We start from the raw sequence: 16852 nt of genomic DNA on the forward strand, positions 1-16852 counted from the left end.
GCTCTCGTCGTCGCCGAGCCGGTCGAACCCCAGTCCTCGCCAGGTGGTGTCCTGGCATTCGACGATGAAGGTGCTGATCCCGGCGCTGGAGGGGTAGGCGTGGAACCAGATCCAGCCCTCGGGTGTTTCTTCGAAGTCGAAGGTGAACATGTCGAACACCCGGTCCGTGCCCAGCCAGATGTAGGGGTTGCGGCCGTGGCCGACCTGGGTGCCGAATTCCTCGGCGTAGCGTTGCCGGGTGCGGCTGTTCGCGCCGTCGGCGACGACGATCAGGTCGGCGTCGGCGAACTCCGACAGGTCTTCCGCGGCGTGCTCGTACCGGACGTCCACGTTGAGGTCGGTGGCGCGCTGGGCGAGTATCTCCAGCAGCGGCGCGCGGTTCACGCTGTACCCATATCCCCCCACATAGGCACGGTCCCGGCCGCGCAGCGAGACGACCTGCTCCAGCCACAGCGTCGAGGCCGCGCGGATCCGCTCCGCGCTCTCCCGGTCATTGCAGTACAACATGTCCAGCAGGTCCTCCCAGTACACGACGCCCCAGCCGTAGGTGGCTCCCGGTGGGTCCCGTTCGATGACGGTGATGTCGTGCCCGGCGTCCCTGAGCTTCGCCGAGATGGCGAAGTAAAGCCCGGCGGGGCCGGCTCCGATGCACACAATTCTCACAGCACGACCTCCTGATAACAGGCGGGCAGCTGCGCAGGCGCACCGGGAGGCACGCCGTTGTCCGCGTGACGCACTCGTTGTACACCGCCGCCGGGTTGTGCGCACCCGCACGCGATGCCGGGGCATCGACGATGCCGCTACTCCCCCAGGCCCGTGCGCACGGCGGACGAGACCTCCTCCAGCTCGCCGTCCTCGCTCAGCACCAGTGCTCCAGTGATCAGCCCCACCACCTGGCTCATGCTGTGCTCGCGGGGCGTCACCACGCCGACCCGGCGGCCGAGCCGGTGCACGTGGATCCGGTCCGCGATCTCGAAGACGTGCGGCATGTTGTGGCTGATCAGGACCACCGGCAGGCCGCGCTGCCGGATCCGGTCGATCAGCGCCAGCACCTTCCCCGACTCCGCCACGCCGAGCGCCGCCGTCGGCTCGTCCATGATCACCGCCTTGGTGCCGAAGGCGGCCGCCCGGGCCACCGCGACGCCCTGCCGCTGCCCGCCCGACAGCGTCTCCACCGGCTGCGCGATCGACTTCACCGCGATGCCAAGCTCGTCCAGCACCCGCTGCGCCTCGGCCCGCATCCAGCCCTGGTCGACCTTCCGGAACAGCTTCCCGAGCAGCCCCGGGTGCCGCTTCTCCCGCGCCAGGAACATGTTGGACGCGATGTCCTGCGCCGGGGCCAGCGCCAGGTCCTGGTACACCGTCTCGATGCCGTAGCGGCGGGCGTCCAGCGGCCCGCGGAAGTGCACCACCTCGCCGTCCACCCGGATCTCGCCCGCATCCGGGATCAGCGCCCCCGACAGCGCCTTGATCAGGCTCGATTTGCCCGCGCCGTTGTCGCCGACGACGGCCAGCACCTCACCGGGCCGGACCTCGAAGTCCGCGCCGTCGATGGCGGTCACCCGGCCGTAGCGCTTGACCAGGCCGCGGGCGGAGAGCGTGGGCACCATCAGCCGTTCCTCCTCGTCACCCGGTCCACCACGACCGCCGCGATCACCAGGGCCCCGGTGGCGACGTCCTGGTAGAGCGCGTCGACGCCCAGCTGCGTCAGCCCGGAGCGCAGGACCGCGACGATCAGCGCGCCCATCAGCGTGCCCAGCACCGATCCCCGGCCGCCGAACAGGCTCGTGCCGCCGAGCACCACCGCGGTGATCGAGTCGAGGTTGCCCAGCTGGTAGGCGTTCGGGTCGGCGTTGGGCACCCGGCCGAGCGCCTGCCAGGCGGCCAGCCCGAAGATCACCCCAGCCACCACGTACACCGACAGCAGCGTGCGGTTGACCTTGATCCCGGCGAGCCGGGCCGATTCTGGCGCGTTGCCGACGGCGTAGACGTGCTTGCCCCAGGCGGTCCTGGTCAGCGCGTACCAGACCCCCAGGTACAGCAGCAGCGCCAGCGTCATGCCGTAGGTGATCTCGATGCCGCCGAAGAGGTAGCGGCGGGTGCCGAGCCAGGTCAGCAGCGCGTCGCCGGTCGGCACCGCCTCGCCGTCGGCGACCAGCTTCGCCACCGCGGTGAGCATCGTGAGCATGCCCAGGGTGACGATGAACGGCGGCAGCCGCACCTGCGTCACCAGCGTTCCGACCACGGCGCCGATGGCCGCGGTGGCCGCGATTCCCAGCAGCAGTGCGAGGAATCCGGGCGCGCCGCCCAGCGCCAGCTTGGCCATGATCAGGGTGGCCAGCACCGCGGCCGAGGCGTTGGCCAGGTCGATGCCGCCGGTGAGGATGATCAGCGTCTGGCCGAGCGCGAGAGTGGCGATCACCAGCGACTGCTGCACCACCAGCGACAGGTTGTCCGGGTTCAGGAAGGTGTCGGTGAACACCGAGAACACCGCGATGGCGACGAGCAGCGCCAGCGCGGGCCCGACCGCGGGCGCGCGCAGGAGGAACTCCCGCGCGCCCGGCCGCTCGCCGGTGTCCGGCGCGCGGAGCGTCGTCACTTGTCGCCCCAGCAGTTCTGCTCGCCCCAGGCGACCGCCTCGCTGCGCACGCCCGGCATCGGGTGGTCGGTGATCACCACGGAGCCGGTGTCGTGGAAGCCGCTGGGCTTCTGCTTCGTCTTGGCGTACTCCACCCCGGCGTCGACGCCCAGTTCCGCCATCTTGCCCGGGAACTGCATCACGGTCGCCCGGATCTGCCCTGCGGCCACGTTCGCCACGCCCTCGCAGCCGCCGTCGATCGACGCCATCACCACCGGCCCCGCCAGCCCGCGCGCCTGCAGCGCCGCATGCGCGCCGCGCGCGGTCGGCTCGTTCATCGTGTAGACGACGTTGATGTCGCTGGCGCGGGCCAACAGGTTCTCCGCGCCCTGCTGGGCGAGGTTCTGGTCGCCGTTGGCGTTCTGGGTGCCGCGGATCTCCGGCGCGCCTTCGGCCAGGCCGATCCCCGCCAGGAATCCGTCGTGGCGGAGGGTGTTGACCGACGATCCGGCGGTGCCGTCGATCATCAGCAGCTTCGGCGGCGTCGCGCCGAGCGCGGCCTTGGCGTAGGCGCCTTGCTGCCGACCGGCCTCGAAGTTGTCGGTGGCGAAGGTCGCGTCGACGGCGTCGGCCGGTTCCGTCGCGGTGTCCAGGGCGATGACCAGGATGCCCGCCTGGCGGGCGCGCGCGATGGCGTCCAGCACGCCGGTCGAGGAGTTCGGCGTGATCAGGATCGTGTTCACGCCCTGCTGCACGAAGTTTTCGATCGCCCGCACCTGGCCGTCGTTGTCGCCGTCGAACTGCCCTGCCAGCGCGATGAATTCGGCGCCCCGCGCCTGCGCGGCGGCCTTCGCGGACTCGCGGAGCTGAACGAAGTACGGGTTGGTGTCGGTCTTGGTGATCAGGCCGATCTTGGCCGTGCCCGCCGGGCTCGCCGATCCGCCGCCCCATTCGCGTTCGGCCGAACATCCTGCTGCGGTCAGCGCCAGCAGTGCGGCCGCGATCGTCAGGCCCCGTTTGAACATGATGCCTCCACGTCGAGGGCGTGCGTTCAAAGCTCTTTCCGACCGATCAACAACGGCATCGTAGGAACGCGACCATGGCCGGACAAGTCTTTCGCCGGTGGCCACCGGATCGGCCCATTGAGGACGGAGGCGGCGCCGGATTCCTTACGGGTCATTTCGAAATGCGGCGTCAGCCGCATGCGGTGGGGGACTCAGCTCGCACCGCCGCGGGTTCTCAGACTGTGCCCGCCCGAAGGACTCCCGGCGAGGCCAGTCCCCGATGCCGCGTATTGGACATACACAAGTCGGGGATCCCACAGCGAGGCGGCGTCTGTAATTCCCGCAGGGGGGCCGCCACCCGCACCGCCACGCAAGCCCATTGAAGAAATCACCTCCTACACTGGCGGCATGGCTGCCCCACCGCGCGGCGTGTTCGTCGGCCTGACCACCCTGGACGTCGTGCACCACGTCGACGCGCGCCCGGCCGCCGACCAGAAGGCCACTGCGACCGCGCAGTTCGTCGCGGCCGGTGGGCCGGCGGCGAACGCGGCGGTGACGTTCGCCGGGTTGGGTGGCGAGGCGGTGCTGGTCACCGCGATCGGCCGCAGCCCGGTCGCGGCGGTCATCCGGGCCGATCTGGCGGCCTGCTCGGTCACCGTCGTCGACGCGGCCGAGGACCGGACCGCGGACGCCCCGGTGTCCGCCGTCGCGGTCACCCGCGACACCGGCGAGCGCTCGGTCGTCGGCATCGACACCGCCGCGCTGCAGGTGCACCGGGCGCCGGACCTGGCCGAACTCGTCGGCTCGGCCGGCATCGTCCTGCTCGACGGCCACCACGCGGTGCTCGCCGAAGCAGCCGCCGACGCGGCGTCGGCGCCGATCGTGGTGGACGCCGGGCGCTGGAAACCGGCCATGCGGCCGCTGCTGCCGCGTGCGGAGGCGATCATCGCCTCGGCCGACTTCCGGGTGCCGGGCGCCCCGACCACCGATGCGACGGCGCGAGCCCTCGTCGACCGGGGCGTGCCGACCGTGATCACCACCCATGGCGGCGGCCCGGTGCGCTGGTGGCACGACGGCGACCACGGCGCGGTGCCGCCGCCGCGCATCCAGGCGGTCGACACGCTCGGCGCAGGCGATGTCTTCCACGGCGCCTACTGCTTCTTCGCCTGCGAACCCGGATCCGGCATCCCGGCCAGGATCGAACGCGCCGCGGCGGTCGCCGCGCTGAAGTGCGAGACTCCCGGGCCTCGGGCGTGGCTGCAGCGCCTCCCCGAGCTCTCGCTACGTCGGGGGGAGTAGGCGGAGGTGCGCTCCTGGGACGACCCGCGAGGCTCGGACATCGCGGAAACTGCGAGCATGCGCGGGATGAAATCGCTGATCGGGGACGCGGTCCTCGCCGCCCTGGTCACGTTGGTCGGCATCTTCGGCACGTTCGGCGCCGACCGCTGGACCGCGACCGCGCACCGGCCGGTCGACGCCATCGGCGTGGGCCTGGTGGTCGCCACCGGGCTGGTCCTGGTGCTGCGGCGGCGCCGGCCGGTCGCGACGCTGCTCGTTGCCGCCGCGCTCACCGCGACGTACCTGGTGCTGGGCTACACCTACGGCCCGATCCTGCTGGCGCTGCTGATCGCCGTCTACTCGGTCGCCAGGCATCGCCCGCCGGCGACCTCGGTGCCGACCGCGCTCGCCGCCCTGCTCATGCTGCTCGTCCACATCTTCACCAGCGGCGCGACGCTGCCCGGCGTGTTCGGCGTGATCCCGGGTTCGGCGTGGGTCGTGGTGCCGTTCGCGGTGGGGCTCGCCATCCGGCTGCAGCGCGAGGCGGCGGCCCGGGCCAGGGCCGAGACGCTGCGCCAACGCGTCGACGACGAGCGGCTGCGGATCGCGCAGGAGGTGCACGACGTCGTAGGCCACGGGCTGGCCGCGATCAAGATGCAGGCCGATGTCGCGCTGCACGTGCTGCCGAAGAAGCCGGAGCAGGCCGAAGTCGCGCTGGAGGCGATCAGCCGCACGAGCAGCGATGCGCTGGAGGAGCTGCGCGCGACCCTGGCCGTGGTGCGCCGAACCGCCTCGCAGGGCCCGGCGCCGGGCCTGGCCAGGCTCGACGACCTGCGGAAGCGGATGGGCGAGGCCGGTGTCCAGGTGCAGCTCACCACCACCGGCGAGCCGCGCGAGCTGCCCGCCCCGGTCGACCTGACCGGCTACCGGATCCTGCAGGAGTCGCTGACCAACGTGCTGCGCCACAGCGACGACAAGCGCGCTTCGGTCACGCTCGACTACGCCCCCGACGCGCTGGTCATCACCGTCGCCAACCCGCTCGCCGGCTCGCCGGGCGACGGCGGCGGGCTCGGCGTTCCCGGCATGCGGCAGCGGGTCGCTGCGCTGGGCGGCGAGTTCACCGCAGGTCCCACCGGCGACGGCCGGTTCGAAGTGCACGCCCGCCTGCCCACCGAAGGACATCCATGATCACCGTGCTGATCGTCGACGACCAGGACCTGGTCCGCATCGGACTGCGCACCCTCCTCGACAACGAGGACGACCTGACCTGCGTAGGCGAGGCCGCGGACGGGCTGGCGGCGGTGGCCGCGGCGCGCGAGCACCGGCCGGACGTGGTCCTGATGGACGTGCGGATGGCCGGCGTCGACGGGCTGGAGGCGACCCGGCGGATCACCGCGGACCCGGAGCTGCCGGACACCAAGGTGATCGTGCTGACCACCTTCGAGGTCGACGAGTACGTCTTCGCCGCGCTGCGCGGCGGGGCCAGCGGTTTCCTGCTGAAGGACACCAAGCCGGTGGACCTGCTCCGGGCGATCCGGCTGGTGGCCGGCGGTGAGGCGCTGCTCGCGCCGTCGGCGACGCGGCAGCTGGTCCGCGAGTTCGTGTCGATGGCACCGCGGTCGCGCCGCCCGCACCCGCAGCTGCACACGCTCACCGATCGGGAGCGCGAGGTGCTCGGGCTGGTCGCGGAGGGCCTGAACAACGAGGAGATCGCGGAGCGCCTGGTGGTCAGCCCGGCGACGGCCCGAACCCACGTCAGCCGGGCGATGATCAAGCTGGGCGCCCGTGACCGCGCCCAGCTCGTCGTCTTCGCCTACCAGTCCGGCCTCGCCGACTAGCGCGCCTCCACCCCGCGCCGCACCGGCGGTCGCGCCGCGGCCTTCCGCGTCTTGCCCCACGGCTTGTAGACGGACAGCACCGTCGCCGCCACCAGCATGATCAGGTGGACGACCGGCAAGGCGAGGAGGAGCCCGGCCGACCACGGCTGGGCGTCGAAGAACGTGCCCCCGTCCCGCCATTCCAGGGCCGGTACCGCGCGACGCACGTACCGGTCTTCGAGCTGCACCGCGGTCACGATCACCGCGACGGTCAGCACCAGCTTCGTCACCACCCAGTAGTGCCTCAGCAGGCCCCACCTGGTGCCCATCGAGAGCACCACGCCGGACAGCAGCGTGGCGATTGCCAGCGGTGGAAACGTCACGTCGACCGCGTCCACCGCCAGGTACAGGCTCTGCGCGCGGGGCGGAGCACCGGTCAGCACGGCGGCCAGGCCGAGCACCAGCTTGGCCGCCGTGACCCCCAGCCACGCGGACGCGACGACGAGGTGCACCGTGCTCCACAACTTGTAGGCGCGCGGCGAAAGTCGGCGCGCGCCGCGCTTGGTCGATGCCGGCCGGTCCGACACGATCGCCTCCCGTTGGTCCCGCGATGCCCGGGCGGTCCGGGCGCCGCGGGACCAACTCTGGCCGGGCTCCCCCGCCGGCACATCGGGCGGCAATCGACTCCTGCCGTACGTCCGGCTGCGTACCCGGTCTGCCACCTGAAAAAGGAGGTTCGCCAGTGCCGGCGTTGGGGCACACTGTGGCCGTGCTCGTCACCCTCACCACCACGCACCGACCCGCCACCGATCTCGGCTTCCTGCTGCACAAGCATCCGCAGAAGGCACAAGCCTTCCCAGTGGCCGGCGGATCGGCGCACGTCTTCTACCCGGTCGCCGCCGAGGACGAGTGCACCGCCGCGCTGCTGCTGGACGTCGATCCGGTGAACCTGGTGCGCGGCAGGAAGAACGACGCCTTCGCGCTGGCCCAGTACGTCAACGACCGGCCCTACGCCGCGGGCTCGCTGCTCGCCGTGGCGCTGGGTTCGGTGTTCCGGACGGCGCTGAGCGGGCGTTGCGACGCGCGGCCGGAGCTGGCGGAGACACCGATTCCGCTGCAGATCAGGATTCCCGCGGTGCCGTGCCGGGGCGGCGCGGAGCTGGCCGCGCGGCTGTTCGAGCCGCTGGGCTGGCGGGTCGACGCCGCGCCGGTGCCGCTGGATCCGCAGATCCCGGGCTGGGGCGACTCCAGTTACGTGGACCTGCGGCTGTCCGGCGAGCTCCGCGTTTCCGCCGCTCTCAAGCACCTCTACGTGCTGATTCCGGTGCTGGACAACAGCAAGCACTACTGGGTCGGCTCGGACGAGGTGGACAAGCTGCTGCGGGCCGGTGACGGCTGGCTGGCCGACCACCCCGAGCGGGAGCTGATCAGCAGCCGGTATCTGGCGCACCGCAAGTCCTACGTGCGCTCGGCCCTGGCGCAGCTGGCCGAGTCCGGCGACGACGAGCTGGACGACGCGATGGCCGAACCGGCGGTGACCACGACGTCCGAACAGGACGTTCCGCTCGCCGTGCAGCGTCGTGGAAGCGTGCTGGCCGCGCTCAAGGCGAGTGGGGCACGACGCGTGCTCGACCTCGGCTGCGGTGCCGGGGCCCTGCTGAACGACCTGATCCAGGAGCCGTCGTTCACCGAAATCGTCGGCGTGGACGTGTCGGCCCGCGCGCTGGAGGTCGCCGCGCGCCGCTTCGAGCGGCTTCCGGAGCGCCAGCGCGAGCGGCTCGCACTGCGCCAGTCCGCGCTGACCTACGTGGACACCTCTCTCGCCGGATTCGACGCGGCAGTGCTGATGGAGGTCGTCGAGCACGTCGACCCGTCCCGGCTGACCGCGCTGGAGCACGCGGTGTTCGCCGCCGCCCGGCCCGGCACGGTCGTCGTCACCACCCCGAACGTGGAGTACAACGTGCGTTTCGAAAACCTGCCCGCCGGCGCGTTCCGGCATGCCGACCACCGCTTCGAGTGGACGCGGTCGCAGTTCCGGGAGTGGGCCGGCGGCGTGGCCGACCGGCACGGCTATGCGGTCGAGCACCTGCCCGTCGGGCCGGAGGATCCCGAGGTCGGGGCGCCGACCCAGCTGGCGGTGTTCACCAGGACGGCGGTGGCGTGATGCGGTTGTCCATTCCGGACATGGCGCTGGTGGTGCTGATCGGCGCCTCCGGCTCGGGGAAGTCCACCTTCGCGCGCACCCACTTCGCGCCGACGCAGGTGCTCTCCAGCGACTACTTCCGCGGTCTCGTCGCCGACGACGAATCCGACCAGTCGGCCAGCGCGGACGCCTTCGACGCGCTGCACTACGTCGCGGGCAAGCGGCTGGCGGCCGGGCGGATCACGGTCATCGACGCCACCAACGTCCAGCGCAGCTCCCGGTCCACATTGGTCGAGCTGGCGCGGAAGCACCACGTGCTGCCGGTCGCCATCGTGCTCGACCTGCCCGAGTCGGTGTGCCTGGAGCGCAACGCGGCCCGCCCCGACCGGGATTTCGGCGCGCCGGTCGTCCGGCGGCACCGCGCCGAGCTCCGCCGGTCGCTGAAGACGGTGCAGCGCGAGGGTTTCCGGCGCGTGCACGTGCTGCGCAGCGTCGAGGAGGTGGCGGCGGCCACCGTCGAGGTCGAGCCGCTGCTCAACGACAAGCGCGCCGAAACCGGGCCGTTCGACGTGATCGGCGACGTGCACGGCTGCCGGGCCGAGCTGGAGGAACTGCTCGAATCCCTCGGCTACGCCATCGAACGCGACGACGAGCAGCGCGCCATCGGCGCCACGCACCCGGAAGGCCGGCGCGCGGTGTTCGTCGGCGACCTGGTCGACCGCGGCCCGGACACCCCCGGTGTGCTCCGGCTGGTGATGGGCATGGCCGAGGCCGGGACCGCGCTGGTGGTGTGCGGCAACCACGAGCAGAAGTTCGTCCGCGCGTTGCGCGGCCGCAACGTCAAGATCGCGCACGGCCTGGCCGAGTCGCTGGCGCAGCTCTCGGCCGAGCCCGCGGAGTTCCGCAAGCGGGCGGAGGAGTTCTGCGACGGCCTGGTCGCGCATTACGTGCTCGACGGCGGCAAGCTCGTGGTGGCGCACGCCGGGCTGCCCGAGCACTTCCACGGCCGCGCGTCGGGAACCGTGCGCAGCTTCGCGCTGTTCGGCGAGACCACCGGCGAGATCGACGAGTTCGGGCTGCCGGTGCGCTACCCGTGGGCCAACGACTACCGGGGCAAGGCGATGGTGCTCTACGGCCACACGCCGATGCCCGAGGCGGAGTGGGTGAACGGCACGATGTGCCTGGACACCGGCTGCGTCTTCGGCGGCAAGCTCACGGCGCTGCGCTATCCGGAGCGCGAAGTCGTCTCGGTCCGGGCGCACCACGTCTGGTACGAGCCGAAGCGCCCGCTGCTGCCGCCCGAGGAGCTGCCCCCGGCGGCGGATTCGGTGTCGCGGCGGGAACCGCACGTGCTCAACCTCGACGACGTCGCGGGCCGTCGTTCGGTGGAAACCCGGCACCACGGGCGGATCGCCGTCCAGCCCGAGCGGGCGGCCGCGGCACTGGAGGTGATGAGCCGCTTCGCGATCGACCCGAGGTGGCTGCTGTACCTGCCGCCGACCATGGCGCCGGTGGCCACCTCGAACCGCCCCGACGTGCTGGAGCACCCCGAAGAAGCCTTCGCGGGCTACCGCGCGGCGGGTGTGCAGGACGTGCTGTGCGAGGAGAAGCACATGGGCTCGCGAGCGATCGTGCTGGTGTGCCGGGATTCCTCGACGGGCGCGACCAGGTTCGGCATCGACGGTCCGGGCGCGGTGCACACCCGCACCGGACGGCCGTTCCTCGCGCCGGATCAGACCGAGGAGCTGCTCGGCCGCGTGCGCGCAGCCGTGGATTCGGCCGGGTTGTGGGAGGAGCTGTCGACGGACTGGCTGCTCCTGGACGCCGAGCTGATGCCCTGGAGCGCGAAGGCGCGCGGCCTGATCATGGACCAGTACGCCGCGGTCGGCGCTGCGGCGTCGGCGGCGTTGCCCAGCGCCGTGGAGATCCTGGCCGCGGCGTCGCAGCGCGGCGTGGACGTCGCCGAGCTGCACGCCAAAACCGTTGCGCGGGCGGCGAATGCCGACGCGTACCGCGAGGCGTACCGCCGGTACTGCTGGCCGACGGAGGGGCTGAGGGGTGTGCGGCTCGCGCCGTTCCAGGTGCTGGCCACCGAGGGCCGGACCTACCACGACCATGAGCACGGCTGGCACCTCTCGGTGGCGGACCGGCTCGTCGGCGCCGACCCCGAGCTGTTCGCCACGACCCGCAGGCTCGCCGTGGACACCACCGACCCGGGCTCGACGGCGTCGGGCGTCGCGTGGTGGGAGGAGCTGACCGGCGACGGCGGCGAAGGCATGGTGGTCAAGCCGGCGGCGAACCTGACCAGGGGGCAGCGCGGCCTGGCGCAGCCGGGCGTGAAGGTGCGCGGGCGCGAGTACCTGCGGATCATCTACGGGCCCGACTACACCGAGGCGCCGAACCTGGAGCGCCTCCGCCAGCGAGCCCTCGGCCGCAAGCGCGGCCTCGCCACCCGCGAGTACGCGCTCGGCCTGGAGGGCCTGGAACGGGTCGCGCGGGGCGAGCCGCTGTGGCGGGTGCACGAGTGCGTTTTCGCCGTGCTGGCCCTGGAATCCGAGCCCGTCGACCCACGGCTGTGAGCCGGTCACATCCCGAGTGACCACCCGGCGTGCTTCGCCGCGGCCGCCAGCAGCGGCGCCCAGGTGCCGCTGCTGGTGGCGAGCGCGAGCCGTTCGCGCGGCGGGTCGGTGACGAGCGCCGCGATCACTGACCGATCGGGACGAACTTCGACCAGGCGGACTCGGTGACCTTGGTCTTGCCGTCCCAGAGCTCGACCTTGATGCGGACCTTGCCCTTCTCGCTCAGGTCCAGGTTGCAATCGACCGGCGGGCCTTCCGCGCTGTTGTCGTCCTTGCACTCGTCCTTGCGGCCGTAGTCGGTCTCCGACACCGTCTTGACCCACATGCCGTCTTTGTTGGTGTCTTGCGCGAAGAGGTGGTCGCCGACCGCCTCGAAGCAGCCGGTGCCGCGTTCCTCGCCCTGGTAGCTGACCGACTGGCACCACTTCGTCTGCGCCGGCCTCGCCGGCGGCGTTTCCGGATCCACCGCCGGTTCCTCGGTGTCCGGCGCCTGCGTCGCGGGGTCCTGCACCGGCGGCGGGGCGGACGCGGAGGACGGCGGCGGGGGCGGGGGCGGCGTCGTGCTGGACGGCGGCGGCACCGAGGTCGGCGCCCCGCTCATCTGTGTCAGCAACGGCGACGGGTCGTCGACCGGAATCGCCTGCCCCGGCTCGTTGTTCATCGTGGTGGCGAAAGCCGCCACCCCGGCCACGGCCGCGATCACGCCGACCCCGGCCAGCACGTACACCCAGCGCGCGCCGCCCTTGCGCTTCGGCGCCGCAGGCGGCGCGGCGAACTGCGGCGGGATCGCGGTGACGCTGGTCAGCGCCTGCCGGGCCGCCCGCGCCAGCTCGCCCGCGCTGTCGAAGCGGTCGGCCGGGTTCTTCGCCATGCCGCGCGCGACGATCTGGTCGAACTCGCGCGGGATGTCGCTGCGGGCGCCGGTCGGCACCGGCGGCGTGTGGTTGAGGTGCGCGTTGATCAGCGACGCCGCGGTGTCCCCGGCGAACGGCTTCGCGCCGGTCAGGCACTGGTACAGCACGCAGGCCAGCGAGTACACGTCCACGCGGTGGTCGACCGGGCCGTCGTCGAACCGCTCCGGCGCCATGTAGGCGAGCGTGCCGACGGTGTAGCCGGTGGAGGTCAGCGTCGCGGAGGCGCGCAGCGACGCGGCGACGCCGAAGTCGACGAGGTAGGCGAACCCGCTGTGGCTGACCAGGATGTTGGACGGCTTGACGTCGCGGTGCACCAGGCCTTCCTGGTGCGCGGCGTCCAGCGCCTCCGCGACCTGCTCCAGCACCGCGACCGCGTCCGCCGGGCGCATCGGGCCGTGCGCGGCGAGCAGCGACCCGACGTCGCTGCCCTCCACCAGGCGCATGTCGAGGTAGAGCCGGCCGTCGATCTCGCCGTAGGCGTGGATCGGGATAACGTGCGGCTCCCGCAGCCGACCGGCCGCGTGCGCCTCCCGCTTGAACCGCTCGCGGAACTCCTCGTCGGCGGCGAGGTTCTCGGCCAGGAGCTTGAGCGCGACTACGCGGTCGTGGCGGGTGTCGTACGCGCGGAGGATCTCGCCCATCCCACCCCGCGCGATCAAGCCATCCACCCGGTAAGGGCCGAACTGCCACTTCACGGTGCGTAACTCCTCAAGACCGACATCGGCCGTCATCCTATTGGGTGAGTCACAACTGCCCCGAACACCCCGGGTGCCGCACCCTACCGCCCGCCGGCCGCGACCGACGGCGACCGCCCGGTCGCCCAGTGCCGCCGGTGAAGTTTCCGCTACGAACCGATGCCCACCGGTGCGCCGGGCGACCCGGGACTGCTACAAGAAGTGGATCATGTTCGACCACCCGGCTGCGGAAAGGACCGGTCCACCGATGGCGACCGACGGGACGAACGCACGCAAGATCGATCGGGGCGAGCCCGAGGACGGCTGCCCGGTCAGCCGCGGTTCGGACGGCGTCTGGACGATCCGGGGCCACGCCGCGGCACGCGCCGCGTTGCGCAGCACCGACACCGTCCAAGCCGGCCTCGGGGTGGAGACGGTCGAGAAGATGCCCGCCAAGATCCGGCGCCCGGTGCTGTACCGGGACGGCCCGGAGCACCGCGAGCACCGGCGCCAGACCGCCAAGTACTTCACGCCGCGCCGGGTGGACGAGAGCTACCGCGAGCTGATGGAGCGGGTGGCGGACGCGCAGCTCGACAAGCTCCGCGGCGCGGGGCAGGCGCAGCTGTCGGATCTGAGCTTCAACCTCGCCATCGACGTGGCGTGCGCGGTGATCGGGCTGACCGAGAGCCGCCCCGGCCTCCAGCACCGGCTGGAGCGGTTCTTCCCGGAGGAGTTCGGCGAACCCGGCTTCACCAGCCTCAACGGGCTCTACTGGGTGTGGCGGCAGGCCGTCAACTGGTCCGGGATCTTCTTCGGCGACGTGCGGCCCGCCGTCCGCGCGCGCCGCAAGCAGCGCCGCGACGACCTGATCTCGCACCTGCTGGACGAGGGCTGCTCGGCGGCCGAGATCCTCGGCGAGTGCATCACCTTCGCCGCCGCGGGCATGGTCACCACCCGCGAGTTCGTCAACCTCGCCGCGTGGCACCTGTTCACCGACGAGCCGCTGCTGGACCGCTACCGCGCCGCCGATGAGCCCGAGCGGCTCGCGATCCTGCACGAGCTGCTGCGCCTGGAACCGGTCGTCGGCCACCTCAGGCGGCGCACCACGGCACCGGTCGAGCTGCCGGCGGAGAACGACGAGACGGTCACCGTGCCGACCGGCGAGGTGATCGACATCCACGTCGGCGCGACGAACACCGACCCGAGCGCGATGGGCGAGCAGCCGCTCGCGGTGTGCCCCGCCCGCACCCTCAACGACGCCTCCGCGCCGGGACTGTCCTTCGGGGACGGTGCGCACAAGTGCCCCGGCGCGAACATCGCGATCATGGAGACCGACGTCTTCCTCAAGAAGCTGTTCGCCGTCCCCGGCGTGCACATGAAGAAGGAGCCGCGCGTCTCGTTCAACGACGCGATCGGCGGCTACGAACTACGCGGCATGGTCGTGGCGATCCCCAGCTCGTGAAGCCGCTGTGCGGGGCATCCGTGATCCGGGCGCCCCGCACGGCGCGCCCGTGCCACCTCACGATGCTTGCGTCAGCGCCTGCATCCCGTCGATGAGCATCCGCAATCCCTGCTCGAACGCCTCGGAGCCTTCTGGTGGGCCGCCCTCGCGGATCGCGGCCTCCAGGACGGGCAACCGTTCCCGAGGAGCGGCCTCTTCTTCGCGACCGCGTCGCCCCCGGCGCTCGTCCGCGCCCGATTCCACCCGGTTCCGCCGCTCCTGCGCGGCCTGCTCCTCCAGGACGAACCCAGTGATGTAGTGCCCGATGGCGATGACCGCGCGCATCGCCTGGACCGGGGTGAACCCGAATCCGGTGAGCACTCCCAGTTCGCCGCCGTCGACGGGAAGCCCCTTGCCACGTCGGTCAAACGCGCCGTTCACGACGACGAGGGGCGCCACCGGCCGGTGGCGCCCCTCGTCTGTCCCAGATCAGGCTTCTGGTGCGTCGCTCCCGGCGGGAACGGCGATCGGCCGCAGCCGGGCCCACACCACGAGGGCGGCGGCGAAGACGAGCATGCCGATGCCCGAGTAGAGGTTGATGTTGATGTCGGCGGACTTGGTGATCTCGTCCGCGCCGTCGGTCGCGCCGACGACGACCAGCACCGCGCCGAAGATGCCGAACAGCAGCGCGATCACGGTGCGGATGTCGAAGGCACCCGCGGTGCCCGAGGTCTTGGCCATGTCGGTTCCTCCTCAGCCGAAGATGATGTTGAGGGCGATGATCAGGACCAGCGCGATCCCCGCCAGCAGACCCGGACGGCGATACCAGCCGGCATCCTCACCACTGGTCGACGCCTGCAAGCTCGCCCGCGGCGTCAACCCGTACACCAACCCCACCAGCTCCGCCGCCGGCTTCGGCCGCGTCACCAGCGACACCACCACACTCACCACGATGTCCACCACGAACGCCACACCCGCACCCACGAAACTCGCACCCTGCCCCGGCAGATCCAGCACCCCGGTCTCCGACAACCCGAACACCACCACCGCCGACACCGTCCCCAACACCAGACCCGCCCACCCCGCATGCGGCGTCATCCGCTTCCAGAACATCCCCAGGATGAACGTCGCGAACAACGGCGCGTTGAAGAACGAGAACAACTGCTGCAGGTAATCCATCAAGTTCGAATACCCCGCCGCGATGAACGCCGTGCCCACCGCCGCCAGCGTCGCCCCCACCGTCACCCAACGCCCCATGCTCAGGTAATAACCATCCGCCCGGTCCCGCACCACATAGGACTGCCAGATGTCATAGGTGAACACCGTGTTGAACGACGACAAGTTCGCCGCCATCCCCGCCATGAACGACGCCAGCAACCCCGCCAGCGCGACCCCCAGAATCCCGTTCGGCAGCAGATCCCGCATCAACAACAAGATCGCATCGTTGTAATCCACACCCCCACCACCGGACCCACCGGCCTGCTTGAACGCCGCCAACTCCGGGATCAGCACCGCCGCGATCATCCCCGGAATGATCACGATGAACGGAATGAACATCTTCGGGAACGCCCCGATGATCGGCGTCCGCTGCGCCGCCGACATGCTCTTGGACGCCATCGCCCGCTGCACCTCGACGAAGTTCGTCGTCCAATACCCGAAACTGAGCACGAAACCCAGCCCGAACACCAACCCCACCACCGACAACACACTGTTGTCGAACCCGGTCAACTGATTACCCGGCCACGCCGACAACTGCTCCGCACCACCCGGCCCCGCCGACACCTTCTCGACCAGACCCTGCACCCCACCGACCTTCACCAACCCGATGATCGTCAACGGCAACAACGCCGCCACGATCACGAAGAACTGCAACACCTCGTTGTAGATCGCCGCCGACAACCCACCCAACGCCGTGTACGACAACACGATCGCCGCCGCCAGCAACACCGACAACCACAACGGCCACCCCAGCAACGCATTCACGATGCTGGCCAGCAAATACAGATTCACCCCCGCGATCAACACCTGCGCCACCGCGAAACTGATCCCGTTCACCAGATGCGCCGCCCGCCCGAACCGGCGCAACATGAACTCCGGAACACTACGCACCTTCGAGCCGTAGTAGAACGGCATCATCACCACGCCCAAGAACAGCATGGCCGGCACCGCACCGATCCAGAAATAATGCATCGTCGGCATCCCGTACTCGGCACCATTCGCCGACATACCGATGATCTCGATCGCACCCAGATTCGCCGAGATGAACGCCAACCCCGTCACCCACGCCGGCAACGCCCGACCCGACAGGAAAAAATCCAAACTGGTGGAAACCGCACGCCGCGCCAGATAACCGATACCCAGCACAAAAACGAAGTACAACGCCAACAACGCAAAATCCACCGCGTTGGCGTCCAGCAGCTGACC

General features: G+C 71.0%; 15 protein-coding genes and 1 pseudogene. 6 read left to right on the top strand and 10 right to left on the bottom strand.

Going from position 1 to position 16852, the window contains the following annotated elements:
- The 4 genes and pseudogenes from BLW84_RS44585 to BLW84_RS44600 form a co-directional block, all read right to left on the bottom strand.
- Positions 1-663, bottom strand: a pseudogene (locus tag BLW84_RS44585) (FAD-dependent monooxygenase); the annotation flags it as partial.
- A gap of 137 nt (positions 664-800) precedes the next feature.
- The gene (locus tag BLW84_RS44590) at positions 801-1610 is read right to left on the bottom strand and encodes an ATP-binding cassette domain-containing protein (protein WP_093278653.1); all 810 of its coding nucleotides are present in this window, start codon (positions 1608-1610) and stop codon (positions 801-803) included.
- Positions 1610-2599, bottom strand: coding sequence for an ABC transporter permease (locus BLW84_RS44595; RefSeq protein ID WP_093278655.1), 990 nt, complete (start codon positions 2597-2599; stop codon positions 1610-1612). The genes BLW84_RS44590 and BLW84_RS44595 overlap by 1 nt, the downstream gene beginning before the upstream one ends.
- The gene (locus BLW84_RS44600) at positions 2596-3603 is read right to left on the bottom strand and encodes a substrate-binding domain-containing protein (protein WP_093278657.1); all 1008 of its coding nucleotides are present in this window, start codon (positions 3601-3603) and stop codon (positions 2596-2598) included. Before BLW84_RS44600 ends, BLW84_RS44595 begins: the two co-directional genes overlap by 4 nt.
- Before the next feature lie 387 nt (positions 3604-3990).
- On the opposite strand from BLW84_RS44600, the gene BLW84_RS44605 reads away from it, so the two are divergent.
- The 3 genes from BLW84_RS44605 to BLW84_RS44615 all read left to right on the top strand — a co-directional run bounded on the left by BLW84_RS44605 (position 3991) and on the right by BLW84_RS44615 (position 6698).
- Positions 3991-4881, top strand: a complete 891-nt coding sequence (locus BLW84_RS44605; protein ID WP_177227054.1) for a PfkB family carbohydrate kinase — start codon at positions 3991-3993, stop codon at positions 4879-4881.
- 66 nt (positions 4882-4947) lie between these two features.
- Complete coding sequence (locus BLW84_RS44610) at positions 4948-6048, top strand: sensor histidine kinase (RefSeq protein ID WP_245761818.1); 1101 nt, start codon at positions 4948-4950, stop codon at positions 6046-6048.
- Entirely contained in the window at positions 6045-6698 is a 654-nt protein-coding gene (locus tag BLW84_RS44615; protein ID WP_093278659.1) for a response regulator, read from the top strand. Before BLW84_RS44610 ends, BLW84_RS44615 begins: the two co-directional genes overlap by 4 nt.
- On the opposite strand, the gene BLW84_RS44620 is transcribed toward BLW84_RS44615, so the two are convergent.
- Positions 6695-7264 carry a hypothetical protein gene (locus BLW84_RS44620; protein WP_093278661.1) on the bottom strand — a complete coding sequence of 190 codons (570 nt, stop codon included), beginning with the start codon at positions 7262-7264 and terminating at the stop codon, positions 6695-6697. The two genes, BLW84_RS44615 and BLW84_RS44620, sit on opposite strands and share 4 nt — an antisense overlap.
- 182 nt (positions 7265-7446) lie before the next feature.
- Between BLW84_RS44620 and BLW84_RS44625 the strand changes: the two genes are divergently transcribed.
- Positions 7447-8841 carry a 3' terminal RNA ribose 2'-O-methyltransferase Hen1 gene (locus BLW84_RS44625; RefSeq protein ID WP_093278674.1) on the top strand — a complete coding sequence of 465 codons (1395 nt, stop codon included), beginning with the start codon at positions 7447-7449 and terminating at the stop codon, positions 8839-8841.
- Positions 8841-11399 carry a polynucleotide kinase-phosphatase gene (locus BLW84_RS44630; protein WP_093278663.1) on the top strand — a complete coding sequence of 853 codons (2559 nt, stop codon included), beginning with the start codon at positions 8841-8843 and terminating at the stop codon, positions 11397-11399. The genes BLW84_RS44625 and BLW84_RS44630 overlap by 1 nt, the downstream gene beginning before the upstream one ends.
- A 5-nt stretch (positions 11400-11404) precedes the next feature.
- Here the strand turns inward: BLW84_RS44630 and BLW84_RS50080 are convergent, their stop codons facing one another.
- Together BLW84_RS50080 and BLW84_RS44635 are read right to left on the bottom strand one after the other, a co-directional pair.
- On the bottom strand, positions 11405-11527 hold the full coding sequence (locus BLW84_RS50080; RefSeq protein WP_281247501.1) for a hypothetical protein: 123 nt from the start codon (positions 11525-11527) through the stop codon (positions 11405-11407).
- Entirely contained in the window at positions 11524-13008 is a 1485-nt protein-coding gene (locus BLW84_RS44635; protein WP_093278665.1) for a serine/threonine-protein kinase, read from the bottom strand. Before BLW84_RS44635 ends, BLW84_RS50080 begins: the two co-directional genes overlap by 4 nt.
- 169 nt (positions 13009-13177) lie before the next feature.
- Here BLW84_RS44635 and BLW84_RS44640 point away from each other — a divergent pair, with 169 nt between their 5' ends.
- Positions 13178-14449, top strand: coding sequence for a cytochrome P450 (locus BLW84_RS44640; RefSeq protein WP_245761819.1), 1272 nt, complete (start codon positions 13178-13180; stop codon positions 14447-14449).
- A 57-nt stretch (positions 14450-14506) separates the two neighbouring features.
- Here the strand turns inward: BLW84_RS44640 and BLW84_RS44645 are convergent, their stop codons facing one another.
- Genes BLW84_RS44645 through BLW84_RS44655 form a run of 3 tightly spaced genes read right to left on the bottom strand, consistent with a single transcriptional unit; the run spans position 14507 to position 16846 of the window.
- Positions 14507-14869, bottom strand: coding sequence for a TetR/AcrR family transcriptional regulator C-terminal domain-containing protein (locus BLW84_RS44645; protein ID WP_143061357.1), 363 nt, complete (start codon positions 14867-14869; stop codon positions 14507-14509).
- A 48-nt stretch (positions 14870-14917) separates the two neighbouring features.
- Positions 14918-15169 carry a hypothetical protein gene (locus BLW84_RS44650; RefSeq protein WP_093278669.1) on the bottom strand — a complete coding sequence of 84 codons (252 nt, stop codon included), beginning with the start codon at positions 15167-15169 and terminating at the stop codon, positions 14918-14920.
- A 12-nt stretch (positions 15170-15181) separates the two neighbouring features.
- Positions 15182-16846, bottom strand: coding sequence for a sodium:solute symporter family protein (locus BLW84_RS44655; RefSeq protein WP_093278124.1), 1665 nt, complete (start codon positions 16844-16846; stop codon positions 15182-15184).
- Positions 16847-16852 lie beyond the last annotated feature (6 nt).

The sequence above is a fragment of the Saccharopolyspora shandongensis genome, from assembly GCF_900106995.1.
Classification (GTDB): Bacteria; Actinomycetota; Actinomycetes; order Mycobacteriales; family Pseudonocardiaceae; genus Saccharopolyspora; species Saccharopolyspora shandongensis.